Annotated in this window: 23 protein-coding genes; 16 read left to right on the forward strand and 7 right to left on the reverse strand. The window is 63.4% G+C overall.

All coding sequences use genetic code 11. The annotated features are described in order from the left end of the window. Positions 1 to 7 precede the first annotated feature (7 nt). The 3 genes from ACFQ95_RS02080 (at position 8) to ACFQ95_RS02090 (ending at position 6,178) form a co-directional block, all read left to right on the forward strand. Positions 8 to 3,832 (forward strand): non-ribosomal peptide synthetase, encoded by a 3,825-nt coding sequence (locus tag ACFQ95_RS02080; RefSeq protein ID WP_422829129.1) that lies wholly within the window; start codon positions 8 to 10, stop codon positions 3,830 to 3,832. After that, a complete protein-coding gene (locus ACFQ95_RS02085) occupies positions 3,829 to 4,521 on the forward strand; it encodes a TVP38/TMEM64 family protein (protein ID WP_422829130.1) in 693 nt (230 codons plus the stop codon). The genes ACFQ95_RS02080 and ACFQ95_RS02085 overlap by 4 nt, the downstream gene beginning before the upstream one ends. A 232-nt stretch (positions 4,522 to 4,753) precedes the next feature. Next, positions 4,754 to 6,178 carry a GNAT family N-acetyltransferase gene (locus ACFQ95_RS02090; protein ID WP_422829131.1) on the forward strand — a complete coding sequence of 475 codons (1,425 nt, stop codon included), beginning with the start codon at positions 4,754 to 4,756 and terminating at the stop codon, positions 6,176 to 6,178. 130 nt (positions 6,179 to 6,308) lie between these two features. Here the strand turns inward: ACFQ95_RS02090 and ACFQ95_RS02095 are convergent, their stop codons facing one another. The 4 genes from ACFQ95_RS02095 to ACFQ95_RS02110 all read right to left on the reverse strand — a co-directional run bounded on the left by ACFQ95_RS02095 (position 6,309) and on the right by ACFQ95_RS02110 (position 10,508). After that, positions 6,309 to 7,364, reverse strand: a complete 1,056-nt coding sequence (locus tag ACFQ95_RS02095; RefSeq protein WP_422829229.1) for a VWA domain-containing protein — start codon at positions 7,362 to 7,364, stop codon at positions 6,309 to 6,311. 75 nt (positions 7,365 to 7,439) lie between these two features. After that, on the reverse strand, positions 7,440 to 8,498 hold the full coding sequence (locus ACFQ95_RS02100; protein ID WP_422829132.1) for a DUF58 domain-containing protein: 1,059 nt from the start codon (positions 8,496 to 8,498) through the stop codon (positions 7,440 to 7,442). After that, positions 8,479 to 9,489, reverse strand: coding sequence for an AAA family ATPase (locus ACFQ95_RS02105; RefSeq protein WP_422829133.1), 1,011 nt, complete (start codon positions 9,487 to 9,489; stop codon positions 8,479 to 8,481). Before ACFQ95_RS02105 ends, ACFQ95_RS02100 begins: the two co-directional genes overlap by 20 nt. 38 nt (positions 9,490 to 9,527) lie before the next feature. Further along, positions 9,528 to 10,508 (reverse strand): S1C family serine protease, encoded by a 981-nt coding sequence (locus tag ACFQ95_RS02110; RefSeq protein ID WP_422829134.1) that lies wholly within the window; start codon positions 10,506 to 10,508, stop codon positions 9,528 to 9,530. 163 nt (positions 10,509 to 10,671) lie between these two features. Here ACFQ95_RS02110 and ACFQ95_RS02115 point away from each other — a divergent pair, with 163 nt between their 5' ends. The 13 genes from ACFQ95_RS02115 to ACFQ95_RS02175 all read left to right on the forward strand — a co-directional run bounded on the left by ACFQ95_RS02115 (position 10,672) and on the right by ACFQ95_RS02175 (position 23,977). After that, complete coding sequence (locus ACFQ95_RS02115; protein WP_422829135.1) at positions 10,672 to 11,541, forward strand: TatD family hydrolase; 870 nt, start codon at positions 10,672 to 10,674, stop codon at positions 11,539 to 11,541. Further along, entirely contained in the window at positions 11,538 to 12,056 is a 519-nt protein-coding gene (locus ACFQ95_RS02120; protein ID WP_422829136.1) for a DNA-deoxyinosine glycosylase, read from the forward strand. The genes ACFQ95_RS02115 and ACFQ95_RS02120 overlap by 4 nt, the downstream gene beginning before the upstream one ends. Before the next feature lie 12 nt (positions 12,057 to 12,068). After that, positions 12,069 to 12,836, forward strand: coding sequence for a spermidine synthase (locus ACFQ95_RS02125; RefSeq protein WP_422829137.1), 768 nt, complete (start codon positions 12,069 to 12,071; stop codon positions 12,834 to 12,836). Further along, positions 12,833 to 14,650 (forward strand): GspE/PulE family protein, encoded by a 1,818-nt coding sequence (locus tag ACFQ95_RS02130; protein ID WP_422829138.1) that lies wholly within the window; start codon positions 12,833 to 12,835, stop codon positions 14,648 to 14,650. The genes ACFQ95_RS02125 and ACFQ95_RS02130 overlap by 4 nt, the downstream gene beginning before the upstream one ends. A 44-nt stretch (positions 14,651 to 14,694) precedes the next feature. Then, on the forward strand, positions 14,695 to 15,705 hold the full coding sequence (locus ACFQ95_RS02135) for a LacI family DNA-binding transcriptional regulator (protein ID WP_422829139.1): 1,011 nt from the start codon (positions 14,695 to 14,697) through the stop codon (positions 15,703 to 15,705). A 155-nt stretch (positions 15,706 to 15,860) separates the two neighbouring features. Then, positions 15,861 to 16,856 (forward strand): Bug family tripartite tricarboxylate transporter substrate binding protein, encoded by a 996-nt coding sequence (locus tag ACFQ95_RS02140; RefSeq protein WP_422829140.1) that lies wholly within the window; start codon positions 15,861 to 15,863, stop codon positions 16,854 to 16,856. Then, positions 16,853 to 18,145 carry a GDSL-type esterase/lipase family protein gene (locus ACFQ95_RS02145; protein ID WP_422829141.1) on the forward strand — a complete coding sequence of 431 codons (1,293 nt, stop codon included), beginning with the start codon at positions 16,853 to 16,855 and terminating at the stop codon, positions 18,143 to 18,145. The genes ACFQ95_RS02140 and ACFQ95_RS02145 overlap by 4 nt, the downstream gene beginning before the upstream one ends. 113 nt (positions 18,146 to 18,258) lie before the next feature. Beyond that, positions 18,259 to 18,747 carry a tripartite tricarboxylate transporter TctB family protein gene (locus ACFQ95_RS02150; protein ID WP_422829230.1) on the forward strand — a complete coding sequence of 163 codons (489 nt, stop codon included), beginning with the start codon at positions 18,259 to 18,261 and terminating at the stop codon, positions 18,745 to 18,747. 13 nt (positions 18,748 to 18,760) lie between these two features. After that, the gene (locus ACFQ95_RS02155) at positions 18,761 to 20,272 is read left to right on the forward strand and encodes a tripartite tricarboxylate transporter permease (RefSeq protein WP_422829142.1); all 1,512 of its coding nucleotides are present in this window, start codon (positions 18,761 to 18,763) and stop codon (positions 20,270 to 20,272) included. 160 nt (positions 20,273 to 20,432) lie between these two features. Next, positions 20,433 to 21,800, forward strand: coding sequence for a DUF3422 family protein (locus ACFQ95_RS02160; protein WP_422829143.1), 1,368 nt, complete (start codon positions 20,433 to 20,435; stop codon positions 21,798 to 21,800). Between the two features lie 106 nt (positions 21,801 to 21,906). Continuing rightward, positions 21,907 to 22,773, forward strand: a complete 867-nt coding sequence (locus ACFQ95_RS02165; RefSeq protein ID WP_422829144.1) for a DMT family transporter — start codon at positions 21,907 to 21,909, stop codon at positions 22,771 to 22,773. A 70-nt stretch (positions 22,774 to 22,843) separates the two neighbouring features. Beyond that, positions 22,844 to 23,638 carry an SDR family oxidoreductase gene (locus ACFQ95_RS02170; protein ID WP_422829145.1) on the forward strand — a complete coding sequence of 265 codons (795 nt, stop codon included), beginning with the start codon at positions 22,844 to 22,846 and terminating at the stop codon, positions 23,636 to 23,638. Positions 23,639 to 23,755: 117 nt separating this feature from the next. After that, complete coding sequence (locus ACFQ95_RS02175; protein ID WP_422829146.1) at positions 23,756 to 23,977, forward strand: hypothetical protein; 222 nt, start codon at positions 23,756 to 23,758, stop codon at positions 23,975 to 23,977. A gap of 234 nt (positions 23,978 to 24,211) precedes the next feature. Here the strand turns inward: ACFQ95_RS02175 and modC are convergent, their stop codons facing one another. Genes modC through modA form a run of 3 tightly spaced genes read right to left on the reverse strand, consistent with a single transcriptional unit; the run spans position 24,212 to position 26,780 of the window. Continuing rightward, a complete protein-coding gene (gene modC, locus ACFQ95_RS02180) occupies positions 24,212 to 25,333 on the reverse strand; it encodes a molybdenum ABC transporter ATP-binding protein (protein WP_422829147.1) in 1,122 nt (373 codons plus the stop codon). Continuing rightward, the gene (gene modB / locus ACFQ95_RS02185) at positions 25,330 to 26,016 is read right to left on the reverse strand and encodes a molybdate ABC transporter permease subunit (protein ID WP_422829148.1); all 687 of its coding nucleotides are present in this window, start codon (positions 26,014 to 26,016) and stop codon (positions 25,330 to 25,332) included. The genes modC and modB overlap by 4 nt, the downstream gene beginning before the upstream one ends. A gap of 8 nt (positions 26,017 to 26,024) precedes the next feature. Next, positions 26,025 to 26,780 (reverse strand): molybdate ABC transporter substrate-binding protein, encoded by a 756-nt coding sequence (modA, locus tag ACFQ95_RS02190; RefSeq protein WP_422829149.1) that lies wholly within the window; start codon positions 26,778 to 26,780, stop codon positions 26,025 to 26,027. Between the last annotated feature and the right edge of the window lie 41 nt (positions 26,781 to 26,821).

Raw genomic sequence — 26,821 nt, forward strand, 5'->3', positions numbered from 1 at the left:
CGGCCCCATGCCCGAGGCAGATGCAGAGCTTCAGCTGTCGCTAAGCCAGCGCGAGGTCTGGCTTGACCAGTTGACCTGGTCGGGAAGTGTGCACCTGAACATTGGCGGCGGTGCGTTTCTGGTGGGGCCGCTGCAGTTGCCCTTGTTCCACGCGTCGTTGGCGCGCCTGGTGCAGGAGAACGACGCGTTACGCCTGGTGCCGCAAGCCGATGGCAGCCAGCGTCTGCTGGGAAAACCGGTGCTCAACCTCAGCACCGTGGACTTGAGCGCGGAGGCCGATCCGCGCGCCGCCATGCGGACCTGGTGGCAGCGCAAAATAGCCGAACCGTTCTTGTTTGACAACACGCCGCCTTGGCGTTTTATCTTGCTGCGCGGTGGTGATGAGCTGCATGGCCTCAGCATTCAGTTTCACCACCTGATCATGGACGGCTGGGGCACCACCCAGGTGATGCGGCGCTGGAGTGACATCTACAACGCCATGCTCGCAGGCCTTGAGCCCGAGCCTTTGCGCAGCCCCGCTTATGTACAGTTTATTGAGGAGTCGAACCACTACCGCGACTCGCCCGCTTTCAGCCGCGATGCCAGCTACTGGCAGACCCAGTTGCCGGCCTTGCCACCGCCTCTGATTGAACGCCGCTACGCCGAAACACAGCAGCGCGAGCTGCCCCTGGCGCAACTGGCAACCTACCGCGTGCCGCGCGCCGCGTACAACCAGTTGTTGGCGCAGGCTGCGCAGGGCGGCAGCACGGCGTTCAATTACTTTCTGGCGGCGCTGGTGTTGTATTTCTCGCGCGTCAGTGGGCGTGACGATATTGTGGTGGGCGTGCCCAGCCTGAACCGTGGCGGACGGCGTTACACCGACACGTTGGGCATGTTTGTGAGTGTGATCCCGACGCGGGTGCGTGTCGAGCCAGGCATGAGCATAGCGACGCTGCTGCAGCGCGTCGGCGCCTCGGTGCGGGCAGCGCTGCGCCACCCGCGTTACCCGCTGAGCGAAATGGGCCGCACGCTGGAGTTGGCGCGCAACCGGCGCGATGCCTTGTTTGACGTGCTGCTGTCGTTCGAGCGGCAAGATTACGCTGTGCATTTTGGGGGCGCAGCCCTTACCGATTCGTGCCAGTTGTTTTCCGGCCGCTCACGCTTTCCGCTGGGCATCACGGTGTGCGAGTTCCACGAGGACGAAGACGTGGAACTGGCATTGGAGGCCAGTTCGGCTTGTTTCTCCGATGGTGAGGTCGACCTGCTGGGGCGCCGCATCTGGCACCTGGTGAGCCTGGCGCTGCGCGCACCACAAACGCTGATCGAAGAGGCTGAGCTGCTGCCCCCAGAAGAGACCTGGGTGTTGATCGACGGCCTGCACAAAGACGTGGCCCGGCACGCCGTGGCCACGCCGTTCATCAGCTTGTTTGAGCGGCATGCCGCACTGCGGCCTGAATCGGTGGCCTTGGTCTGGGATGGCGGCCGCATGGACTATGGCGCACTGGATGTGGCCGCCACGCGCCTGGCGCGGCGCCTGCGAGCCCTGGGTGCCGGGCCGGACCGTGTGGTGGCCATGGCGCTGGAGCGCTCGGCCGCGATGGTGGTAGCCGTGATGGCCATCGCCAAAGCCGGTGCGGCATTTTTGCCGCTAGATCCGCAGGCGCCGGTGGCGCGCCTGGCCAGCATACTGGAAGAGGCCGAGGCGCTGGCGCTGCTGCTGGACGCCCCCACGGCCGAGCCGTTCGCCGCGTTGCACAAGAGCTGCATGGCGGTGGACTGGCAGGCCTTGTTGGCCGAGCCTGAGGCCGATGCACCACAGCCCTTGCCCACGCCCGGGGCGGCCGACCTGGCCTATGTGTTGTTCACCTCCGGCTCCACCGGGCGCCCCAAGGGTGTGATGATTGAACATGCCACCTTGGCGCGACGACTGGGTTGGTTGTCGCGCGCCTATGCCGTGGACTGGCGCGATCGTTCGGCGCAGGCAACACAAATCACCTTTGATCCATCGCTGATCGAGTTGCTGCTGCCGCTGATCCACGGCGCCAGTGTTGCCTTGCCGCCGCCGGGGCGGCTGCTGCCCGAATCGGTGGCCGACTTTGCCGAGAACCATGGCGTCACCATCATGGCCTTTGTGCCCTCGACCATGAGCCGCTTTCTCGACACCGCAGGTCATAGGCCTGGCCTGAAGCTGCGTGTGGCCTGTTGTGGTGGTGAGGTCTTGTCCCCCGAGCTGGCGACACGTTTTCTGCAGGAAACCGGTGCACGCCTGTACAACGTCTATGGGCCGACCGAGACCGCCATCTTTGCGACCGCCTGGGAATGTGAAAACCACCGCTCGGATGTGGCGTTGCCGATTGGCCGCCCTATAGACGACACGCGTATCTACGTGCTCGACGACAGCTTGCGCGCCATGCCCATGGGCGCGGTGGGCGAGATTTTCATTGGCGGTGAAGCCATTGCGCGGGGTTACCTGAAGCGGCCCGAACTCGACGCGGAAGTGTTCTTGCCCGACCCCTACCGCCCCGGCCGGCGCATGTACCGCACCGGTGACCGCGGCTGGCTGGGTAGCGACGGCAATCTGCATTTCATGGGGCGCCTTGACCGTCAGGTGAAATTGCGCGGCTACCGGGTGGAACTGGGCGAGATTGAGTCTGCCTTGTCGGCCGTGCCGGGTGTGTTGCAAGCCGCGGCGCAACTGGTGCAGCGCAACGGCAAACCCGCCATCCATGCCTGGGTGGCCATGGCCGATGCACAAACGCCAGAGTCGCTGCAGCGTGCGCTGCGTGTGCGTCTGCCGGACTACATGGTGCCGGCGGGTATCACGGTGTTGCCCTTATTGCCCACCAGCCTGGTGGGCAAGATTCAATACGATGCCTTGCCCGATCCAGGCCAGCACAGCCGAACCGGTTTGGCGCGCGCGCCCAGTCGGCGTTATGAGCCCGAACTGCTCAAGCTTTGGGAAGAGGCCCTGGGCGCCGAGTCTCTGAGTGTGGACGACAACTTCTTCGACCTCGGCGGCGATTCACTGTCCGCCGTGACCCTGCTCACCGGCATAGAGAAACTGCTGGGCCGCAAGGTGCCGCTGTATCTGATCACCGAACACCCGACCATAGAGCGCCTGGCCAAGGCCCTGACCAGCAACGCCGGGCCACCCGGCATGATGGTCAACCTGGGTGCCAATTCGGGGCGCGTGCCGTTTTTCCTGGCGGCGTCCGGTCATGGCGATTTGCTGCGTTTCCAGAATCTGGCGCGCGCTTTGGGCAATGCCTGCGACCTGTACATGTTGCAGCCGCCATTTGACGGCGGCCTGGGGCGCATCGATGACCTGGCCAACCAGTATGCGGATTGCATCCAGTCGGTGGGCCGCGAGCCCGGATATATCGCCGGGTTTTCCGTCGGCGGCGTGGCCGCACTTGAGGCTGCTCGGGTGTTGAAGGAGCGCGGCATCCCGGTGCGCGGCCTGGTGTTGATCGACACCACCTATCCGGTGTCCATGGTTGGCGGCACCGGGTTCTGGCGGCTGTCGGGCTGGCTGGTGCGGCGCCTGCATGTGCAGGAACTCAGCATGAACGGCCGACGTCTGGGCGCCATGTTCAACGACCCCGGCCTGGTCAGTCAGGTGATGGCTTTGAATGGTTACCGGCCTACGCCGTATGAGGGCTCGGCGCTGCTCATCAAGTCCTCGGGTTTGTCGAGCTGGGCCCGCTGGTTGTTCCATCCGTGGCGGCGCGTGGTGCCCGCTGGTTTGGCCGAGCAGCAGATTCCGGGTCTGCATGGCTCGATTTTTGAAGCCGGTAACGTGCACGAACTGGCCCGCGCCCTGAGCCGCGAATTCGGCAGCAGCAACGCATGAAAAAACAAAGCACCCCGGCAGTCGGGCGTATGCGCCTTTGCTTGTTTGTGGCCGTTTTGTTGCTGCTGGTGGGACTGGCGAGCGCCTGGAGCTGGTCGCCACTGCGGGACTGGCTGGACCTGGACACGATTGTGCAGCGCCTGCGCGCCTTGGGCGCGCAGTATGGCCTTGGCGCCGGTATTGCGGTGTTTGCGCTGGCGGTGACGCTGGCCGTGCCCTTGAGTTTCTTGACCGTGGTCACGCTGGTGGCCCTGGGGCCGGTGCAGGGCACGCTGTGCACCTTGGCCGGGGCCATGATAGGTGCCGGTGCCAGCTATGGTGTGGGGCGGGCGTTGGGGCGCGAGGTGGTGGAGCGGCTCGGCGGGCCGCGCGTGAACGCGGTCAGCCAGCGCCTGGCGCAGCAGGGTTTGTGGGCGGTGATCGCCGTGCGTGTGGTGCCGGTGGCACCGTTTGCCATCATCAACATGGTCGCCGGGGCCACGCGCATCAGCCTGCGCGACATGCTGCTCGGCACAGCCCTGGGCATGACTCCCGGCACGGTGATCATGGCGCTGTTTGTCGATCAGATCGTCGAAGCCATGCGCCGGCCAAGCTCCACCACCTTGGTTATTCTGTTGCTAACTGTATTGTTGATAGGCGGCGGCGTTGTCGGCTTTCGGTACTGGCTGCGCCGCAACCGTCAGGGTTGACCGCGCCAGCGACCAAACCATCGGTTTCACCCTGTCACATGGCTGTCGTCAGGGATGCATTTTTGCAACTGACAATCGACACCCTGTCCGCGCCCGGGCCCTGGCGTCTTCTCCGTCACCCTCTTGGTTGACCCCAGGCCTGGTGCTGGATGGCCATTCAAGATACCGAGAGTAGGGGGGAAGCCTTGATGCCTGAGACACGCCGACAAAATGCACGGCTTGGGGAGCTGCGATGAACAAGGCACGTGCGAAACCCGCCAAAGCGTGGCTTCACCAGACCGTGCGCCGGGCCGTGTCCGCCTTGCCCAAGGCTGTGCGGTTTCGCGTACTGCGTTCCTTTGTGCGCTGTGATCTCAAGCCCGACCCCCGCCTGGTACTGAAAATCGCGCAGACACGCGACGAGCTGGAAGCCTGCTTCCGCCTGCTGCACGATGCCTATGTGGGCAGCGGCTACATGCTGCCCGACCCCTCGGGCCTGCGTGTCACCCTCTACCACGCGCTGCCCACCACCACCACGCTTTGTGCGTTGTACGACGGCCAGGTGGTGGGCACCATCAGCCTGATCCGGCAGAGTGCCTTTGGTTTTCCCATGCAAGCCGTGTTCAACCTCGAGTCCGTCAAGCAACGCAAGGGCAAGATTGCCGAGGTCTCTGCGCTGGCGGTGCACCCCCAGTTTCGCCAGAGTGGCGGCGCGGTGTTGTTTCCCTTGATGAAGTTCATGTACGAGTACTGCACCTCGTGCTTCGATACCCACCACGTGGTGATTGCGGTGAATCCCAAGCAGATCGACTTGTACGAAGCCTTGCTGCTGTTTGAGCGTTTGCCCGCACCTGTCGTGGAGAAGTACGATTTTGTCAACGGTGCGCCGGCCGTAGCGGCGGCGATTGATCTGCTGGCCGTGCCCCGCCGCCTGCGCCATCTGTACGGCGGCAAAACGCCGAGTAAAAACCTGTACCACTACTTTGTGCGGGCGCAGATCAAAAACATCCAGTTGCCCAAGCGCCGCTACTACACCACCAACCACCCGGTGATGACACCGGCCATGCTGGACTACTTTTTCAACCAGCGCACCCAGGTGTTCAGCAAGATGACCGAACGCGAAAAGGTCAAGCTGGACGCGATCTACGACCTGCCGGTGTACAAGGATGTGCTGCCGTTTGTGTCGAGCGCGTCACGCGCGCAGATGCCGTTGCGGCAGCATCGACGCTTTACCCTCAAGGTGCGCGCCGGTTTGCGTGTGGTGGTGAATGGACGTGAGCTGCGCGTCAAGCTGGATTTGGTGGAACTGTCGGAGATTGGTTTTCAGGCGCGCGCCAAAGTGGCTGTGCCGCTGAATGTTTGGGCCGATGTGAGCATTCGCCTGGGGTCGGAAGAAAACTCGCGCATGAAAGTGATGGCCGTGCGGGGCAGCAACGGCGGCGAATACCACCGCTACGTCTTCAGCGTTCATCAACCCGATCTGGCCTGGCGCAAGTTCACCAGCGCCTTGATGGCCGGCAGCACCTTTGGCGACCTGGATGAGGCCAGCCGCTTTCTCGAGGACAAGGAATACCAACAAACCGCCAGGGGCGACGAGCGCCGCTACCACGACCACCTGGTTCCCGCCTGGCACGACACCGACAATCTGGGTTTGCGCGGCCGGCATCACAACATATAGGCTGCCCCCCGGTCTTCGCGCACTGCGTGTCGATACGCCAACCCCCTTGCAGAGGGCAACATCTGCAGCCTGGCGCAGCCAGTTCTGCGATGTTCTCTACGGGGCAGAGGCGTTTGCGGTGCGGGGAGCTCTACAGGATGCGGTTGAACCAGAGCAGGGATAGGCCGGCGGAGAGTATGGACAGGGCGGCTGCCAGCATGGCGAGCAGGGCCGAGACTTCGGTTTCCTTCTTTTCGACCGTGAGGCGTGAGCTCAGGGTCTGGTAGACGGTTTTGAGGTTTTCTGCGGTGCCGGCGTAGAAGTACTCACCTTGGGTGCGGGTGGCGACGGCCTTGAGGGTTTCCTCGTCCAAACGCACACGCATGGACCAGCCCTCGAAACCTATGGTTTCGCCGTCTACCGTGCCTATGCCCACGGTGTAGACACGCACGCCGCGGTCGGCGGCGAGCTTGGCGGCTTCCAGGGTGTCAACACCCGTGGTGCGTTGGCCATCGGTCAGCAAGATGATGGCTGCCGACGAATATGAGCCGGGCGCCACCGGCACAAAAGGTTTGGCCGCTTCTTTCTCCTTGTTCTGGCCTGTAGGGTCCAGCGCTTCGCCGCGTGGTTTCTCGCGGCCATAGGTCATGCTGGCCAGGTCTATGCCAGCGTTGGGAAACAGCTCGGCCACCGACACCACAATCGCACTGCCAATGGCGGTGGCGCGCTGCAATTGAAAGCGGTCGATGGCCGCCACCAGATCTTCACGGCTCAAGGTGGGGGGCTGCACCACCTGGGCCGAGCCGGCAAACGCCACAATGCCCACGCGCACCGAACGTGGCAGATCGGCAATAAAAGCCTTGGCCGCGTTTTGTGCGGCGACCAGCCGATTCGGTTGCACATCGGTGGCGCGCATGCTGCCCGACACGTCCATGGCCAGAATGATGGTTTCTTGCTGCGAGGGCAGGGTGACCACGGCCATGGGGCGCGCCGTGGCGATCAACATGGCCGCAATGGCCAGCAGAAACAGCGCCGGCGGAATGTGCCGCCTCACACTTTGGCTGCGGCCCATGGCGTCGCGCACGATGGACAGACTGGCGTAGCGCAAGGCGGTTTTCTTCTTGCGCCGCAGCAGCCACACGTAGAGCAGGATCAGCAACGGCAAGGCCAGCAGCATCCACAGAAACTGCGGCCACAAGAAGTTCACCGGAATCTGGTGGATCAGCTTGTTCAGGTATTGTCCTAGGTCGGCCATCATTGTTCTCCCTATGCTGGCTGTTCATCAAGCCGCTTGTGCTCGGCGCTGGCTCATGGGGGTGACACCTGCGGCGCCCGCCAACACACGGCTGCGCTGGCGGCGCAGGTCGGTGAAACGCATCACGGCCGATACCAGGTCGCCGTCGGTGGACAGTTCCAGCGTGTCCACACCCGCCTGGCCCAGCGCTTCGCGCAGGTCGGCCTCGCGTTGTGCGGCAATACGTGCGAAGCGGCGGCGGAAACCGGCGTCGGAGGTGTCGACCAGCAACTGCTGGCCGGTTTCCGCGTCCATGATGGGCACCAAGCCAAGGTCGGGCAGTTCCAGCTCCAGCGGGTCGAGCAGGCGCACGGCCACCACTTCATGGCGCTGCGCCAGTTGGCCCAAGGGCTTTTCCCAGCCCGGCTCGCTGATGAAGTCGGACACCACAAACACGGTGGAGCGCCGCCGCACCACATTGCCCGCGGCCGCCAGCAAATCCTGCAGCCGCGTGATGGAGCCGCTGCTCTTTCCCTCGGGCCGCTCGCGCATGGACTTGAGCAGGTGCAGCACGTGGCCGCGTCCATTGCGTGGGGGCAGCACGCTATCCACGCCCGAGCCATACAACATCGCACCCACGCGGTTGCCGTGGCGGGTGATCAATTGCGCCAGCACCGCCACAAACGAGGCGGCGACTTCGCGCTTGAAGCGGTCGCCCGAGCCGAAGTCCACCGAGGGGCTCAGGTCGAGCAGAAACCAGGCGGCCATTTCGCGGTCTTCGGTGAACACCCGCACATGCGGGATTTGCTGGCGCGCGGTGACGTTCCAGTCGATGTGGCGCACATCGTCGTGGTGCTGGTATTCGCGCAGATCGGCCAGGTCCATGCCCACGCCGCGCATCAGTGTGCGGTAGTCGCCCTGCAGCAAGCCGTCCAGGCGGCGGATCACCGTCCACTGCAGGCGGCGCAGCAGCACCTCGGCCGATTCAGAATCGGCTGCGGCCAGCGCCGCGCCGCCCCAAGCAGGCCGCGCCTCCCCCACGGGGGGGGCCGACGGACGCGTAGCGCCGAGTCGGGGGGCAGAATCTTCAGGCGGCAAGTTTTTCATGTTCCAGTGGCTTGGCTGGGGCGGGGATTTTGGCCATGATCTTGCCCACCAAGGCGTCGGCGGTCAGACCTTCGGACAGCGCTTCGTAGGTGAGCGACAAACGGTGGCGCAGCACGTCCAGCGCCACATCACTCAAGTCTTCTGGCAGTGCGTAGCTGCGGCCACGCAACATGGCCAGGGCGCGTGCACCTTCCACCAGGTTGATGGTGGCGCGCGGACTGGCGCCGTAGGTGATGAAGCGGGTGATGTCTTTGAGACCATGCTCGTCGGGCCGGCGCGTGGCCGACACCAGCCGCACGGCGTATTGCATCAGCGAGGGGTCGACGTAGACGCGGCGGCACTCGGCTTGCAGGGCCGCCAGTTGGGCGGTGGTGGCCACGGGCTGCACCTGCACCGGTGCGCCGGTCACGCGTTGCACGATGACGAATTCTTCTTCGTCGCTGGGGTAGTCCACCAGCACCTTCATCATGAAGCGGTCGACCTGGGCTTCGGGCAGCGGGTAGGTGCCTTCGGTCTCGATCGGGTTTTGCGTGGCCATCACCAAAAAGGGCGAGGGCACTTTGTGTGTTTCACCGGCAATCGTCACCTGGCGCTCCTGCATCACTTCCAGCAGCGCACTCTGCACCTTGGCGGGCGCGCGGTTGATTTCGTCGGCCAGCAGCAGATTGGTGAACACGGGCCCTAGCGAGGTGCTGAAATCACCGGTCTTCTGGTTGTAGATGCGGGTGCCCACCAGGTCGGCCGGCACCAGATCGGGGGTGAACTGAATGCGCTTGAACTCACCCTGTATGGTGTTGGCCAGGGTCTTCACGGTCAGGGTCTTGGCCAGACCCGGCACACCTTCCACCAGCAAGTGGCCCTGCGCCAGCATGGCCACCATCACGCGCTCCAGAAAGCGGTCCTGTCCCACCACCACGCGTTTGACTTCATAGAGTATCTGCTCCATCAGTTGGGCGGTGTCGCTGTGGTCTGTGCTGGTGTTCGATGTCATAGGGCTTCCTTTGGTCTCAGAGATAAAGCGTCAGGGAATCAAAACGGGTGCAGGCCCACGGCCGATGCGGCGCTCTCGATCGGTACGGCAAATCCGATACCGATGAAGGTGCGCTGTTGTGTCGGATTCAGGATGGCGGTGACGATGCCCACCACCTCGCCGTCCATGGTGACCAAGGGCCCACCAGAGTTGCCGGGATTGGCTGCGGCATCAAACTGGATCAGGTTGTTCATCTCCTGCTTGCCTTCAGGCGAACGGAAGCTGCGTTTCAAACCCGAGATCACACCCGCTGAAACCGAGGGCCCTATGCCGAACGGAAAGCCCACGGCCACCACCTGATCACCAGGCGCCAGGTCGCCCGTGGAGCGCATGGTGGCGGCAATCATGTCGTCTGGAATACGTTTGGCTTGCAACACCGCCAAGTCGTTTTCGGGTTGCAGGCCGGTGATGTAGGCATCGGATTCCATGCCATCGAAAAACGTGACCTTGATGCGCTGCGAACCCTGCACCACGTGCAGGTTGGTGAGGATGATGCCTTTGTCGACAATCACCACGCCCGTGCCCACGCCGTACTCCACATCGGTTTTGCCGTTTTTCCCCTTCACGTAGCCATTCACGCGCACCACGGCAGGACGGATGGCTTCCGCCGCCTTGGCCGCCGCCGACGGCAGCACCTGGGTGTCGAGGGTGTGCAGCACCGCCGCATCGATCTGTTTTTGGGTCAGGGGGCGCGCACCGGGGCGCATCTGGAAACTCAGGCTGGCGATCAGGGCACAGCCGAGCAGCAGCATGCTGAGCCACATCAGCTGCATTTGCCGTTGGGCCAGCCAGCGTTGCACTCGGGCGCGGCGCGTCGCGGGTGCGCTTGGTTCGGGTGGGAGGGGGGATGCGGCGCTGGCCGCTGCGTCGGGGGACGCCGCTCGCGCCAAAGGCTTTGCAGCCGCCGTGCCGGTTTCAGGAGCCGCTGCCGTGCTGGGCGCGGGGCGGCTGGAGGGGCTGTAGAGGGCTGGCCTGCGCATCCGATCACCTGTGATTGCTTGGTTGCAGAAGGGGTGCTCAGGGCAAGTCTGAACACCGCGCTCGACTTCACATTAACACGCTTTGCATCTGCCTGCATGTATTCGTTGTGCCAACCACGTGGCGGCGCTGAAGTGTGCCGCGCAGCCTGTACAGTGCAGCCCCATGTGGATCGATACACACTGCCATCTCGATGCGCCAGAATTTGGCGAAAATCATGCGCTAGCGCGCACCCTGCGTGCGCAGGCTGCTACCAAAGATGTAGCGATGTGCGTGATTCCGGCGGTAGAGATGGCCAACTTCGATACCGTGCGTCAACTGGCCCACAGTACCGGCGACGCCTACGCACTGGGCATACATCCGCTGTATGTGCCGCGTGCGCAGGAGTCCGATCTGGTGCAGTTGGATGCCGCACTGACCCGCTGGCGTGACGATCCGCGTTTGGTGGCGATAGGCGAGATCGGCCTTGACCTGTTTGTGCCCGCGTTGACCGAGCCCGCCATGCTGGAGCGCCAGCATTACTTTTACCGCGAACAACTGAAGCTGGCGCGCCGCCACGGCCTGCCGGTGATCCTGCATGTACGCCGCAGTGCGGACCAACTGCTGAAATACTTGCGGCAGGTTCGCCCGTTGGCCGGGGCTGCATCAGGCCAGGCCTGGCACGGCATTGCCCATGCGTTCAACGGCAGCCTGCAGCAGGCCCAGGCGTTTCTCGACCTGGGCTTCAAGCTCGGTTTTGGCGGCGCCATGACCTTTGAGCCCGCGCGCCAGTTGCGCCGCCTGGCGGCCGAGTTGCCGCTGGAGGCCATCGTGCTGGAGACCGACGCGCCGGACATCCCGCCGCATTGGCTCTACACCACCGCCGCCGAGCGTGCCGAGGGCAAGCTCCAGGGCATCAACTCGCCGGACGAAATTCCGCGCATTGGCGAGGTGTTGGCGGAACTGCGTGGTTTGCCGGTCGAAGACGTGGCCACCGCCACCAGCCGCAATGCCATGGCCGCCTTGCCCAAATTGCCCGGGCTGCTGCAGCGATGACCGTGGGCGAGCGTCTTGAGGGCCTGCCCGCGTTGGTGGCGCCCAACACACAGCTCGTGGTGCTGGGCAGCTTTCCGGGCGCGGCCTCTCTGGCGGCGCAGCAGTATTACGCGCACCCGCAAAACCAGTTCTGGCGTATTTTGGCGACGCTGTTTCAGGCCGATGTGGAGCAGGTGCGCAGCGCCAGCTACGCCTTCAAGACCGCCTGGCTGCTGGCCCAGGGTGTGGGTGTGTGGGATGTGTACGCCAGTTGCGAGCGCGAGGGCAGTCTGGACGCGAAGATCCGCAACCCGGTGGTCAACGATTTCGCAGCTTTACGCCAGCGTTGCACTGGACTGTCTGCCGTGGCGCACAATGGCGCCGAGAGTTTTCGCCATGCCCACCAGTTGCAGGCTTTTGGCCTACCGGTGTACAAGCTGCCGTCCACCAGCCCGGCCAACGCTTCCTGGTCGTTCGAGCGCAAGTTGGCAGCCTGGCGCAGCGTATTTTTGCAACACGGTTTAATTTCCTCCTAGATTCATTCGTCGATGACCCGCCTTCCTAAAGCCAAAGCCCAGCCTCTGCCCGAAGTCAATTTCTCCGACTATGGCGATGTGCGCACCCTGCACCTGGGAACCGAATGGGTGCAGGGTTCTATGCTTTTGAACTCGCCCTTTGAAATCGAGCTGGAATACGTGCAGCGCATGATGGCCTGGCTGCTGTTTGTGCCGCCCAGCAGCGTGGCCAAGCGCCACTGCATGCAGCTGGGTTTGGGCGCAGCCGCGCTCACCAAGTTCAGCCGCAAGAAGCTGCGCATGTGCACCACGGTGATAGAGATCAATCCGCAGGTGGTCTCGGCCTGCCGCTTCTGGTTCAAGCTGCCGCCGGACGACGAGCGTCTGAAGGTCATCATTGGCGACGCCGCCGTGCATGTGCGCGACCCCGAATGGATTGGCACGGTCGATGGCTTGCAGGTTGACCTGTATGACCAGGACGCCGCCGCCCCGGTGCTGGACAGCGCAGACTTTTACGCCGACTGCCGCCAACTGCTGAACGAAGAGGGCTGCATGACCGTCAACCTGTTTGGTGAGGATTCGAGCTACCCGCAAAGCCTGGAAAAAATCAAGGCAGCGTTTGGCGCCGATGCGGTGTGGGCCTTCAAGCCCACGCGTGAAGGCAATACCGTGGTGCTGGCCCAGCGCACCGCCAGCCGGCCCGACAAGGCCTTGCTGGCCGAGCGTGCTGCCGCCATCCAGACCCGCTGGGGCCTGCCTGCGCCCAAGTGGTTGAAAGTATTCAAACCCGTGCAGCCATGAGTGTTAAAACCTCTGCCACTTCCACCCCTGCCGCGAAGCCGCTGGCGAAGACCGATTACGTGGGCCCGCTGCATTGGCGTGTGTTGGTGCAGTGGCTCGGCGCCGATGGTGTGATCGACGCCGAAGAAGTGCAGCGCACCACCGCGCGCTGCTCGCAGGCCGAAAGTGCGCAACCCGCCTTGGTGCGCCTGGCCAGTGTGGCCATGCGCCGTGCCAGCGACGGCAAACCGCTGGACATTGAAATGCTGACGCAGTGGCTTGCGGGTTACGCCGGGCTGACTTATCTGCGCATAGACCCGCTGAAAGTGGAGGTGGGCAAGGTGTCCGACACCATGAGCGCGGTCTACGCCGAGCGCCACAAGGTGTTGCCGGTGCAGGTCACCAACACCGAAGTCGTGGTCGCCACCTGTGAGCCGTTTTTGACGGATTGGATTTCCGAGGTGGAGCGCCAATCGCGCCGCACTGTGCGCCGTGTGGTCGCCAGCCCGTTGGAGATCCACCGCTACACGGCCGAGTTTTACGCGCTGGCCAAGTCCGTCAAGGCGGCGCAGAAAACCGGCGGCGCCAGCAGCGCCAGTTTCGAACAATTGGTGGAGTTGGGCCGCACCAGCAAACAGCTCGATGCGAATGACCAGGGCGTGGTGCAGGTGGTCGATTGGTTGTGGCAATACGCCTTCAACCAGCGTGCCAGCGACATCCATCTGGAGCCGCGGCGCGAGCAGGGTGTGATCCGTTTCCGTATCGACGGTGTGCTGCACCCGGTCTACCAGATGCCCATGGGGGTAATGACGGCCATGATTGCGCGCATCAAGCTGCTGGGCCGCATGGACGTGGTGGAGAAGCGCCGCCCGCTGGACGGGCGCATCAAAACCCGCAACCCACGCGGCGACGAAGTGGAAATGCGTTTGTCCACGCTGCCCACCGCCTTTGGCGAAAAAATGGTGATGCGGATTTTTGACCCCGACACTACCGTGAAAGACCTCGACGGCCTGGGCTTTACGCCGCACGATGCCGGCCGCTGGGAGTCGCTGGTGTCGCGGCCCCACGGCATCATCCTGGTGACCGGGCCCACGGGCTCGGGCAAAACCACCACGCTTTACTCCACGCTGAAACGCGTGGCCACCGAAGAGGTCAACGTCAGCACGATTGAAGACCCGATCGAGATGATAGAGCCGTCGTTCAACCAGACCCAGGTGCAGGTGCAGCTTGATTTTGGTTTCACCGAAGGCCTGCGCGCGCTGATGCGGCAAGACCCGGACATCCTCATGGTGGGCGAAATCCGCGACCTGGCCACGGCCGAGATGGCGGTGCAGGCGGCGCTTACCGGCCACCTGGTGTTCAGCACGCTGCACACCAACGATGCACCCTCGGCGCTGACACGCATGATGGAGCTGGGCATTCCCGCCTACCTGCTCAACGCCACCATCCTGGGGGTGTTGGCCCAGCGCCTGGTGCGCACCTTGTGCAAGCAGTGCCGTGCGCCCGATACCGATTTGAGCGCAGAGCAACTCAACGAAGTCATACGCCCCTGGAAGATCAACACTGAAGGGCGCAGCGGCTACACACCCTACAAAGCCGTGGGCTGTGTGGACTGCCGCATGACCGGTTTCATGGGCCGCATGGGCATCTACGAACTGCTGACCGTGAACGAAGCCTTCAAGCAAATGGTGAACCAGTCGCCCAGCATCGACGGCCTGCGCCGCCAGGCGGTGAAGGACGGCATGCGGCCACTGCGTTTGGCGGGTGTGTTGCGTGTGGCTGAAGGTTTGACCACGCTGGAAGAGGTGTTGAGCGCGACACCGCCTATCGAGTGAGTGGCGCCGTGCCCAAGACGGCTGGCAAACCAACGACTGCGCCCGTGAAACGAACGCGGCGCGGCAGTGGCGCGGTGACGCTGCGCGATGTGGCCGCACTCGCCGGTGTGGCGCCTATCACCGCCTCACGGGCCCTCAAACAGCCGCACCAGGTTTCGCAAGAAGTGCGCGACAAAGTAGCCGACGCGGTGCAGCGCACCGGCTACGTGCCCAATTTAATGGCCGGTAGCCTGGCTTCTTCGCGCAACCGGCTGATCGCGGCCATCGTGCCCACGGTGGCGGTGTCGGCGTTTTTGCAGACCATTGAATCCTTGACCGATGCCTTGTTTCTGGCGGGCTACCAGTTGATGTTGGGGCAGACAGGCTACTCGGCCGAGCGTGAAGAGGCGCTGCTCGAATCCATCATAGGCCGCCGCCCCGACGGCATTTTGCTCACCGGCATCATGCATTCGGAGCGCGGGCGCGCCAAGCTGCTGTCGTCCGGCATTCCGGTGGTCGAGACCTGGGATTTGACGCCCACGCCTATCGACATGCTGGTGGGCTTTTCACACGTGGACATAGGCCAGTCCGTCTCCAACTTTTTTGCCGACCGTGGCCGTCAGCAGCTGGGGCTGGTCACGGCCAACGATGAACGTGCGCAACGCCGGGCCGGGGCCTATGCCGAGAACACCCGGCGCCGTGGCCTGGCGCCTATGGCGGTGGTGGACGTGGCGACCTCGCGCACGCTGAAAAGCGGCCGTGAGGCGCTGGGCCGCCTGCTGGCACAGGCGCCAGAGACCGACGCCGTGTTTTGCAGCTCTGACCTGCTGGCGCTGGGGGTGTTGACCGAAGCGCTGGCGCGCGGCATCGAGGTGCCCCGGCAATTGGCCGTCATCGGCTGCGGCGACTTTGACTTTGTCGCCGATGTGGAGCCCGCGCTGACTTCGGTGCACATCAACGGCGCGGCCATTGGTGAGCATGCTGCGCGTTTCCTGATCGCGCGCGCCGAGGGTGAGGCGGTGCTGCAGTCCACCATCGACGTCGGTTTTTCCATCATCGAACGCGCCAGCACTTAAGCCCTGTTCTGATCCTGCGGCGCTTGTGCGTGCCATGAAGTTCGTTGACAGTTGATTTTGGTACCGCTACCATGGGCATTTGGTACCGCTACCATAAGTGCCAGATGGGCGCCTAAACGCCGCGCTATTTCTACATCCGCAAGGAGACAAAATTCATGAAAAAACTCTTGGGGCTGTGCTCGGCCGCAGCTTTGGCCGTGTCGGCTCTGACGCTGGCGCCCGCCGCTCTGGCCCAGCCGTCCCAGCCGTCAAATTGGCCGACCAAGGCCGTGACGCTGATCGTGCCTTTCCCGGCTGGGGGCTCCACCGACGCCGTGGCCCGCGCCATCGGCATCAAGCTCACCGAGAAGACTGGCCAGAGTTTTGTGGTGGACAACCGTGCCGGCGCCACCGGCACCATAGGCGCGGCCATGCTGAAGCGGGCGGCGCCCGATGGCTACACCTTGATGGTGACCTCGCTCGGGCCCTTGGTGATCGTGCCGCACCTGATGAAGGGCTTGCCCTACGACCCATTGAAGGACTTCGACCCCATCACGGTTGCCGTGCAGACGCCCAACGTGCTGGTGGTGAATGCGGCTTCACCCTTCAAGACCTTGGCCGACCTGATCACCTACGAAAAAGCCCATCCCGGCAAGATGAGTTTCGCTTCGGCCGGCAGCGGCTCCAGTGGCCACCTGAACGCCGAGTTGCTGTGGCAGCGCACGGGCACACAAGGCTTGCATGTGCCGTACAAGGGCAGTTCGCTCGCGGCCAACGACTTGCTGGCCGGGCAGGTGGATGCTTCGTTCCAGAACATCAACGAAGGCCTGCCTTTCATCCGCAGCGGCAAGTTCCGTGCGCTGGCCGTCACCAGCGACAAACGCTCCGCCGTGTTGCCTGATGTCCCCACCTTTGCCGAAGCCGGTGTCAGCGATGCCGAAGTCACCTCCTGGCAAGCCGTGGTCGGGCCGCGTGGTTTGCCCGCTGAGTTGCGCCAGAAGATACAGGCGGCGGTGGTTGAGGCCTTGGCCGATCCCAAGGTTCGGCAGCAGTTTGTGTCTGCCGGTTTCGAGGTGGTGGGCAATACGCCAGAGCAATTTGCCACCTTCCAGCGGGCCGAGTACACACGCTGGAAGAAGGTGATTGAAGTGGGCAAGATTGTTTTAGAGTGAGCCAGACCGATATCGACCCACCGGGTGTGCAGGCCGCTGGCGCGCAGCGCTGGGCCACTACCTGGTGCGCCTCGGCCCAAGGGCCATACCCCTGTGGCAACGCCACCGCGCAACCTTGTCTGGACTTTGCCTTTCCCGATCCGGCGTGCGGCGCGCGTGATCAGAGCTTCAGGCTCATCGTCAAGCCGGCTATCTGGGGGCGGCTGGCGCGCATCCGGCTGACGAATGCCTTTGGCAGCCAAGCCGTGCGCTTCGGCGGACTCCATTTAGGCATGCCTTCTAGTTCTGCAGGCTTGATTCCAGGCAGTAACCAGCCAGTCACCTTTGGCGGCAGCGATGAGTTCACCCTGGCGCCTGGCGCCTGGGCTTGGAGTGATCCCGTGCGCTTGCCCTTGGTAGATGATGCGGACAGTCCGCTGCTGCGCGCCCACAAACTCTCGGTCAGCTTCCATGTGCTCGGCACGTCCGGCCCTATGACGTGGCATGCCAAGGCCATGGGTACCTCGTACCTCACGCCGCCTGGCGCGGGGGCGGCGGGGCATCTGGAAGATGAGCAGGCTTTTCCGTTCAGCACCACGTCCTGGTTCTTTCTGGATGCGATTGACGTGATGGCGCCCGCCGATACCCGCGTGGTGGTGGCCATGGGTGACTCCATCACCGATGGCTCGGCGTCCACACTCAACGGCTTTGACCGGTGGCCCGATGTGCTGGCGCGCCGGCTGCAGGCGCAGCACGGCAACCGTGTAGCCGTGTTGAACGCGGGTATAGGTGGCAACCGCATCGCCGGCCCCGCAACTGATGTGCGGGCTGAGCCTTTTGCGGGCGGCCCGTCCATGGCCGCACGGCTGGAGCGCGACGTGCTGAGCCTGTCCGGCGTCACCAGCGTGATCTGGCCCGAAGGCACAAACGACTTCAGCGAGATGGGCCAGGCCTCGGTGGCGCAAGTGCAGCAGACCATGGCCGAGGTGGTGGCGCGCCTGCGCGCCGCCTTGCCCGGCGTCAAAGTCATAGGTGCGACCAACCACTCAGTGCTGGGCGCGGCGATTGCCAACCACGGTTCACCCACACAAGAGGCCAAACGACGGGAATTGAATACGTTCATCCGCGAGGGCGGCCTGTTCGACGCTGTGGCCGATTTTGATGCGGCGACATTCGACGCCCGCACCGGCCGCATGCAGGCGGCCTTTATCCCCGATAGTGCCGTCGGCGGTGCAGGCGATGGGGTGCATCCCAACCGAGCCGGTTATCTGGCGATGGCAGACGCCGTGCCGCTGGACTGGCTGACTTGAACCACCGGTGATACAGGGGTTCTCCCGAGGTCGGCGTTACGTGGAATCCACATCGGGCGCATGGTCGATTGCCAACACAATGCGACCATCGAAAATTCTCGAGGGAACGTTACGTGAAAATCAAAAGTCAGAAGGATTTCTTTTCTGGCGTCATGTTCGCTGCAGTGGGGGCCATCTTTGCTTGGGGTGCCACCAACTACACCGTCGGCAATGGCGCCCGTATGGGACCCGGGTACTTCCCACTGATGCTGGGCGTGCTCATGGCGATTTTGGGCCTGATCATCATGTTCAACGCCTTGGTTGTGGAAACCGAAGGTGGCGACAAGATCGGTAAATGGGCCTGGCGTCCGCTGGCGCTCATTTTGGGCGCCAACTTGGTGTTCGGTATTTTGCTCGGCGGTCTGCCCAGCATCAACCTGCCGCACATGGGCATGATCATCGCCATCTATGCGCTGGTCATCATCGCCAGCTTGGCTGGCTCGCAGTTCAAACTCAAACCAGTGCTGGTGCTCGCCACGATTCTGGCGGTTGGTAGTTATCTTGCGTTCATCGTGCTGCTGAAGTTGCAGATCCCGGTGTGGCCCACTTTCATCACCGGTTGAGGACGAATAGAACATGGATTTGATTGCAAACCTCTCGATGGGCTTTGGCGTGGCCTTCACGCCGATCAACCTGTTGTATGCGCTGATCGGTTGTATCTTGGGCACGCTGATCGGGGTGCTGCCCGGTATCGGCCCCGTGGCCACCATCGCCATGCTGTTGCCGGCCACCTACGCGCTGCCACCAGTGTCGGCGCTGATCATGTTGGCCGGTATTTACTACGGCGCCCAATACGGTGGCTCCACCACCGCCATTCTGGTGAACTTGCCCGGCGAGTCGTCCTCGGTGGTCACGTGTATTGACGGCTACCAGATGGCGCGCCAAGGCCGTGCGGGCCCGGCGCTGGCCGCTGCCGGCTTGGGCTCGTTCTTTGCGGGTTCCGTGGGTACGCTGATCCTGGCGGCCTTCGCGCCTCCATTGACCGAACTGGCTTTTAAGTTCGGCCCCGCTGAATACTTCTCGCTGATGATCCTGGGCCTGATCGGCGCCGTGGTGCTGGCTTCGGGCTCGCTGCTCAAGGCCATTGCGATGATTGTGCTGGGTCTGCTGCTGGGCTTGGTCGGTACCGACGTGAACTCCGGTGTGGCCCGTTTCAGCTTCGACATTCCTGAACTGACCGACGGTATCGGCTTCGTGGCCATCGCCATGGGTGTGTTCGGTTACGGCGAAATCATTGCCAACCTGTCGCAGCCTGAAGAAGAGCGCGAGGTGTTCACCGCCAACGTGCAAGGCCTGTGGCCCACCAAGCAAGACTTCAAGGACATGGCGCCTGCGGTTCTGCGCGGTACCACCCTGGGTTCGGCCCTGGGTATCCTGCCCGGTGGCGGTGCCTTGCTGGCGGCTTTTGCAGCCTACACGCTCGAGAAGAAGATGGGCATGAAGGCCGGCGAAGTGCCCTTCGGCAAGGGCAACATCCGCGGTGTGGCTGGCCCCGAGTCTGCCAACAACGCTGGTGCACAAACCTCGTTTATTCCACTGCTGACGCTGGGCATTCCGCCAAACGCCGTGATGGCGTTGATGGTGGGCGCCATGACCATCCACAACATCCAGCCTGGTCCCCAGGTGATGACCAGCAACCCAGAACTGTTCTGGGGCCTGATCGCTTCGATGTGGATCGGCAACGCCATGCTGATCATCTTGAACCTGCCGCTTATCGGCATGTGGATCAAGCTGCTGACCGTGCCTTACAAGTACCTGTTCCCGGCGATTGTGTTGTTCTGTGCGATTGGTGTGTACTCCACCAACAACAACACCTTCGACATCTGGATCGTGGCCATCTTCGGTTTCGTGGGCTACTTGTTCCACAAGCTGGGCTGCGAACCTGCACCCTTGCTGCTGGGCTTCATCCTGGGCCCGATGATGGAAGAAAACCTGCGCCGTGCACTGCTGCTGTCGCGTGGTGACTGGAGCGTGTTTGTCACGCGTCCTCTGTCGGCCGGTTTGCTGGTGGCGGCGGCTGTGCTGGTGATCATCGTGTTGCTGCCAGCGGTGAAGAGCAAACGTGAAGAGGCCTTCGTCGAGGACTGATGACTGATGAACCGCCACCATTGACGATCTTTGTCATCGTCAATCGAGGCGGCTTCAACACCGTGAAACGGCACCTTAGGGTGCCGTTTTGCTTTTTCGGCATGGCAACTGGTCCACAATCAGGCAAAACCCTTGCGTCCCCCACACGATGCCACCGCCTATGTCGACCCTCAGCCCGCACCCCTTGCGTCAGGCCCTGCACAACGAAATCCACGCGCGCCCGCCCGAACCCATTGCCATGCCGCAGGTGATCTCGCACATCGTGATGGTGTGTGATGCGCAGGAGCGCGCCGCCAGCCGGCAGATGTTGCTGGCGCGGCTGAGCGAGCCGCAGCGTGCCGAGGTTGCCGCCGATGCGATCCATCTGCGGCTCGACTTCGGCGCCTACCGCCTGCGCTGGGAGATGCACACCGAGTTTGTCACCTACACCTTCATGCGCCCGCTGGAAATGGCTGCGGCGGAAGCTGTGGTGCCCGAGTCCACGGCGCTGGAGGTGGTGCCAGCGGATTGGCTGGCGGCCTTGCCGGGGCACTGTCTGGTGGGCCTGCATTTATGGGCTTTGCCGGGAGCGGCTGCTACGCTGAACGCTAGCGCCGATGCGGCGGACAGTTGGGACGGGTTGACGCAGGCGGTTGTTGGCTTGCCCATGGTGCCCCCAATCCCCTGGGTCAAACAGCTCTTGCAGGAAGACAGCCTGGTGGGCTCCACCATCGCCGGCGGCCAGGCCGAGGTCTACACCGACTACGTGCTGCACCCCGATGGTTTCTCGCGCATGTTGCTGATGGGCCGAGGCCTGTCGCCGCGCCGTGTGGGCCGCAACGTGCAGCGCCTGCTGGAGATTGAAACCTACCGCATGGCCGCGCTGCTGGGCCTGCCGGTGGCGCGCGAGGCCGCGCATACCTTGGCCGTGGCCGAACGTGAGCTGGCGGCGCTGGCCGAAGCCATACGCAGCGCCAGCCGCAACGACGAGCCGCTGCTGCTCGACCGCCTGACACGCCTGGCGGGCCAGGTGGAAAGCCAATACGCCGCCATGCATTCACGCTTCTCGGCCAGTGCGGCGTATTTCGAATTGGTCGACAAACGTATTGCCGACCTGCGCGAGGTGCGCCTGGGCGGCATGCAAAGCATTCGCGAGTTCATGGAGCGGCGCCTGTCGCCCGCGCGCAGCACCTGTGAATGGGTGCGGCGCCGGCAGGATGCCTTGTCGCAACGTGTTTCGCGCGTGAGCAATCTGCTGCGCACGCGCGTGGAGATAGAGCAGCAGCAAAGCAGTCAGGGCGTGTTGACCGCGATGAACCAACGCCAGGGCGTGCAGTTGCGCATGCAGGCGACGGTGGAGGGTTTGTCGGTGGCGGCGATCACCTATTACATCGTGGGCCTGGTGAGTTACCTGGCCAAGGGCGGCCACGCCTTGGGCTGGCCCTGGAGTGCCGAGAGTACGGCCGCGGCGGCGATTCCGGTGGTGGGTTTGTCGGTGTGGTGGTCCATGCGCCGTCTGCACCACAAAATGTTTGGCGACGCGCACTGAGTCCGCGCTTTGGGAATGGGTTGGAATGTCTGAAAAATTAGAACAAAATAGGCCTGCTACGCAATCTGCAAAAGCGCAGGCAGCTAGTAAAAATGTAGCAATTGGCATGTTGCTGGCGCTGGCGGGTTCCATCGCCTTCAGTGGCAAGGCCATCATCGTCAAGCTGGCCTACCGTTACGGGGTAGATGCGGTCACGCTGATCATGTACCGCATGCTGTTTGCCTTGCCGCTGTTCCTGGCCATGGCGTGGTGGAGCAGCCGCGGCAAGCCTGCACTGACCCGGCAGGACTGGATAGGCATCCTCGGCCTGGGCCTCACGGGCTATTACCTGGCGAGCTTTCTTGACTTTGCCGGCCTGGCCTATATCAGTGCCTCGCTGGAGCGGCTGATCCTGTACCTGAACCCGACGCTGGTGATGGTGCTGGGCTGGATGCTTTACGGCAAACGCATCACGCGCCGCCAGGCCGTGGCCATGGCCATCAGTTACGCCGGTGTGCTGCTGGTGTTTGGCCACGAGGTCACGCTGCAAGGCGCAAACACCGCGCTGGGTACTTTGTTGGTGCTAGGCAGCGCCATCAGCTACGCGCTGTACCTGGTCTACAGCGACAACATGGTCAAGCGCCTGGGCTCGTTGCGCCTGGCCGGTTTGGCCACCAGCGTCGCCTGCTTCTTCTGCATTTTGCAGTTCGTCATCTTGCGCCCCATGTCCGCGGCTGTGGTCGCACCCGAGGTGGTGTGGCTGTCGGTGCTCAACGCGACGGCCTGCACGGCGGCCCCGGTGTTGATGGTGATGATGGCGATTGAGCGCATAGGCTCGGGTACGGCGGCGCAACTCGGCCTGGTCGGGCCGCTGTCCACCATTCTGATGGGCGTGGTGATCCTGGGTGAACCGTTTACCGGCTGGGTGGCCGCCGGCACGGTGCTGGTGATGGCGGGGATTTTTGTGTTCACGCGTCGGCCCAAGGGAATTTGACGGCCACGTATCATTTCGCGGCTGTCGATTTGACAAGAGATTTCACAAGAACACGCACGAAGGAAACATCATGGATTTAGGTATTGCTGGCAAGTGGGCTTTGGTGGGGGGCGCGAGCAAGGGCTTGGGCCGTGGTTGTGCACAAGCGCTGGTGCGCGAAGGCGTGAACGTGGTGATTGTGGCGCGCGGCGCTGAAGCGCTGGAGGCCACGGCCGCCGAATTACGTGCCGACCCGCTGCGCCCGGCCGCCGCCCAAGTGCTGGCCGTGGCGGCAGACATCACCACGGTAGAAGGCCGTGCCGCGGTGTTTGCCGCGCGCAAGGACTTTGACATCGTGGTGACCAACGCCGGCGGCCCACCACCGGGCGACTTCCGCGACTGGGACCGCGAAGCCTGGCTCAAGGCGGTGGACGCCAATATGTTGACACCCATAGAGCTGATCAAGGCCACGGTTGACGGCATGGCCGCGCGCGGTTTTGGCCGCATCGTCAACATCACCTCCAGCGCGGTGAAGTCGCCGATCGACACCTTGGGTCTGAGCAACGGCGCACGCAGCGGCCTCACGGGTTTTGTGGCCGGTGTGTCGCGCAGTGCGCTTGCGGGCAAGGGTGTGACCATCAACAACCTGTTGCCTGGCGCGTTTGACACCGACCGCCTGCAGACCAACCTGAAGGGCGCGGCCGCCAAGAGCGGCCAGCCGCTGGAGTCTGTGGTGGACGGCCGCCGCAACGCCATTCCAGCCAAGCGTTTTGGCAACTCGGAGGAGTTCGGCGCCATCTGCGCCTTCTTGTGCAGCGTGCATGCCGGCTATATGACGGGGCAGAACATCCTGCCGGATGGTGGTGCCTACCCAGGCACCTACTAAGTTACCGTTCGTCGGGCGCACTTGCACAAACGCGGCTGAAACAAAGTTGTCGCATGTTTGAAACATTCGGGGCACACACTACGGTCATCTGCATGTTGCAGGTCACGAGGTGCCCCGATGTTGAGCCGATTCTTGCCTTCTTCAGCCCGCCTGCTGCAGCCGCAACGCTTGGCAGCACAAGCGCCCGCAACCAACGCCTCTGCGGCGCAGAGCGACAGTGTTTCAGCACAATGGCTTGAAGCGCTGCTCTACCGCAGCGAAGGTTTTGTCGAAGACCTGGGCCCCGGCTACGCCTCACGGCTCGACCCCCAGTTCAACCCAGCAGGGCTACGCCTCTAGAGCTTGTCCGTCGATTATTCGGGGCTGCGCAAATGGCATTTCGGGATGAGATGCTAGGCGTAAAACCCAAGCCAAGGCTCTCTGCCTTGGCTGGTTTTGCAACGACGCAGCTCGCCCGAAAGGCCATTTGCCCTCCGGGTTGAGGTGAAATCGGGCGATTTGCCCGCCAGAACCCTTGCATGGGCAGAGAGCCCATGCTGCGGTCTCTGACAGCCAACTCATCCCGATTGCACCTCAACGCAGCCCCGAATAATCGACGGACAAGCTCTTGACCTGAACGAAAACCGGCTGCCCCACATGCAGCCCCAGCAGGTCGGCCGAGCGGCGTGTCACGCTGGCCAATAGCCGTGTCTCTTTGATTTTTAAACCCACCATCACCTGGCTCTGGCCGTCGGCTGCCAGTTCGGCCACCGTGCCGGGCAAGATGTTCAGAATGCTGGTGTCTTGCTGGTGGACCAGGGTCAGGCTCACATCGCGTGCGGCGATGCGCAGCCGCACGGCTTGGCCTAGGCGTAGTTTGTTTTCCGCATCTCTGGCGTAGGGCAGGCTGAAGCGGCCGCCGTCAAAGTCGGCGTGCAGCAACTGGTAGTCGGTGTCGAACCCGGCAATGCTGGCCTGCACCACGGCAGCCGCTGCTTCGCCGTGGGCCAGTGGCAAATCCAGTTGGGTCAGCACTTGTGTTGCTGGGCCGCTGGCGCGTACCCGGCCCTGTTCCATCAGCACCAGGTGGTCGGCCAGACGTGCCACCTCGTCGATGGCGTGGCTCACATACAGCACAGGAATGTCCAGCTCGCGGTGCAATCGTTCCAGGTAAGGCAGGACTTCGCGTTTGCGTGCCGCGTCGAGTGCGGCCAGGGGTTCGTCCATCAGCAACATGCGCGGGCTGGTGGCCAGCGCACGCGCCATGCCCACGCGCTGCTGCTCGCCGCCCGAGAGCGCTGCGGGGCGGCGCGTCAGCAGGTGGCCAATCCCCAGCAATTCCACGGCTTGGTCCAGCGACACCCGGCGCTGGGCGGCGGGCACCCGGCGCAGGCCGTATTCCAGGTTGCCACGCACGTCCAGGTGTGCAAACAGGCGCGGCTCCTGGAACACAAAACCCAAGGGGCGTTGGTGCACGGGTTTGAAGATGTTCAGGGCGTCGTCCTGCCAGACTTCACCGTTGACCAGCACCCGCGCACCCGGCGCGCGCTCCAGCCCCGCAATGGCGCGCAGTGTGCTTGTCTTGCCGCAGCCGGACGGGCCGAACAAGGCACTGACACCCTGGCCGGGCAGGGCCAGGTCCACATCCAGGGTGAAGCCGGGGTGCTGGATTTTGATGGCGGCCTGCACGCCGACCGGCATTGCGGCGGCCGTCATGCGCGCGCCACCCGGTGGCCACCTGTGGGGTTCAGCACATACAAGGCCAGCAGCACCACAAAGGAGAACACCACCATGCCGGCGGCGAGGCCGTGGGCCTGGGCGTATTCGAGTGTTTCCACGTGGTCGTAAATTTGTACCGAGACCGTGCGGGTCTTGTCGGGAATATTGCCGCCAATCATCAGCACCACGCCAAATTCACCCACGGTGTGGGCAAAGCCCATGACGGTGGCGGTCAGAAAACCCGGCCGGGCCAGGGGCAGGGCAACGCTGAAAAAAGTGTCCAGCGGCGAGGCGCGCAGCGTGGCAGCGGCTTCCAGCGGTGCGCGACCCAACGCGTCAAATGCGTTTTGCAGCGGCTGCACGACAAATGGCAGCGAGTACAACACCGAGCCCACCACCAGTCCGGCAAAGCTGAAAGGCAGAAAACCCAAACCCAGGGACTGCGTGAGTTGCCCCACCGGCCCATTTGGTCCCATGGCCACCAGCAAATAAAAGCCCAGCACCGATGGCGGCAACACCAGCGGCAGTGCCACCAGCGCATTCACCGGCCCCTTGATCCATGAGCGTGTACGCGCCAGCCACCAGGCCAGCGGAGTACCGAGCAGAAGCAGGATGATGGTGGTGAGTCCTGCGAGCTGCAGGGTGAGCCAGATGGCGCTGAGGTGACTGGGCGTGGGCATTCCCGAATTTATACCTCGTAGCCAAAGCTGCGGATGACGGCCTTGGCGGCGTCGCTACGCAGATAACTGGCCAGCGCCGCAGCCGCGGGCTTGCCTTGGCCGTTGGTCAAAATCACAGCGTCTTGCCGAATCGGTGCGTGTAACTTGGCGGGCACGATCCAGGCCGAGCCGCTTTTGATCTTGCCGTTTTCAAACACCTGCGACAGCGCCACAAAACCCAGCTCGGCATTGCCGCTGGTGACGAAGCCAAAGGTCTGGCCAATGCTTTCGCCTTGCACCAGCTTAGGCGTCAAGGTGTCGAGCAGGCCGAGTTGTGTCATGGTTTCCACCGCAGCCGCGCCATAAGGTGCGAGCTTGGGCGCGGCAATTGCCAGGTGTGCGAAGTTGCCTTTCTTCAGCACCTCGCCCTGGGCGTCCACCACCCCTTCCTTGGCCGACCACAACACCAGCTTGCCGGTGGCATAGGTGAAGCGGCTGGCCGCAGCGGCGCCGCCTTCTTGCACCAGCTTGGCCGGGGTTTCGTCATCGGCCGCCAGAAACACTTCAAACGGTGCGCCGCTCTTGATCTGTGCATAGAACTTGCCCGTGGCGCCAAATGACAACACCGCGGTGTGGCCCGTGGCCTTCTCGAAGTCGGCGGCGATCTGCTTCATGGGCGCGGTGAAGTTGGCAGCGACTGCGACTTGCACCGTGTCGGCCGCGGCAACCGTGGCCAAAGAAGCGAGCAGGCTGCCGAGCAAACCGGCGATGAGGTTTCGGGTCATGGTGTTTCCTGTGAAAGCAAGGTGCGGTGCGAATTGGGTGA

The organism is Variovorax sp. HJSM1_2, assembly GCF_049316285.1.
GTDB lineage: Bacteria > Pseudomonadota > Gammaproteobacteria > Burkholderiales > Burkholderiaceae_C > Rhodoferax_B.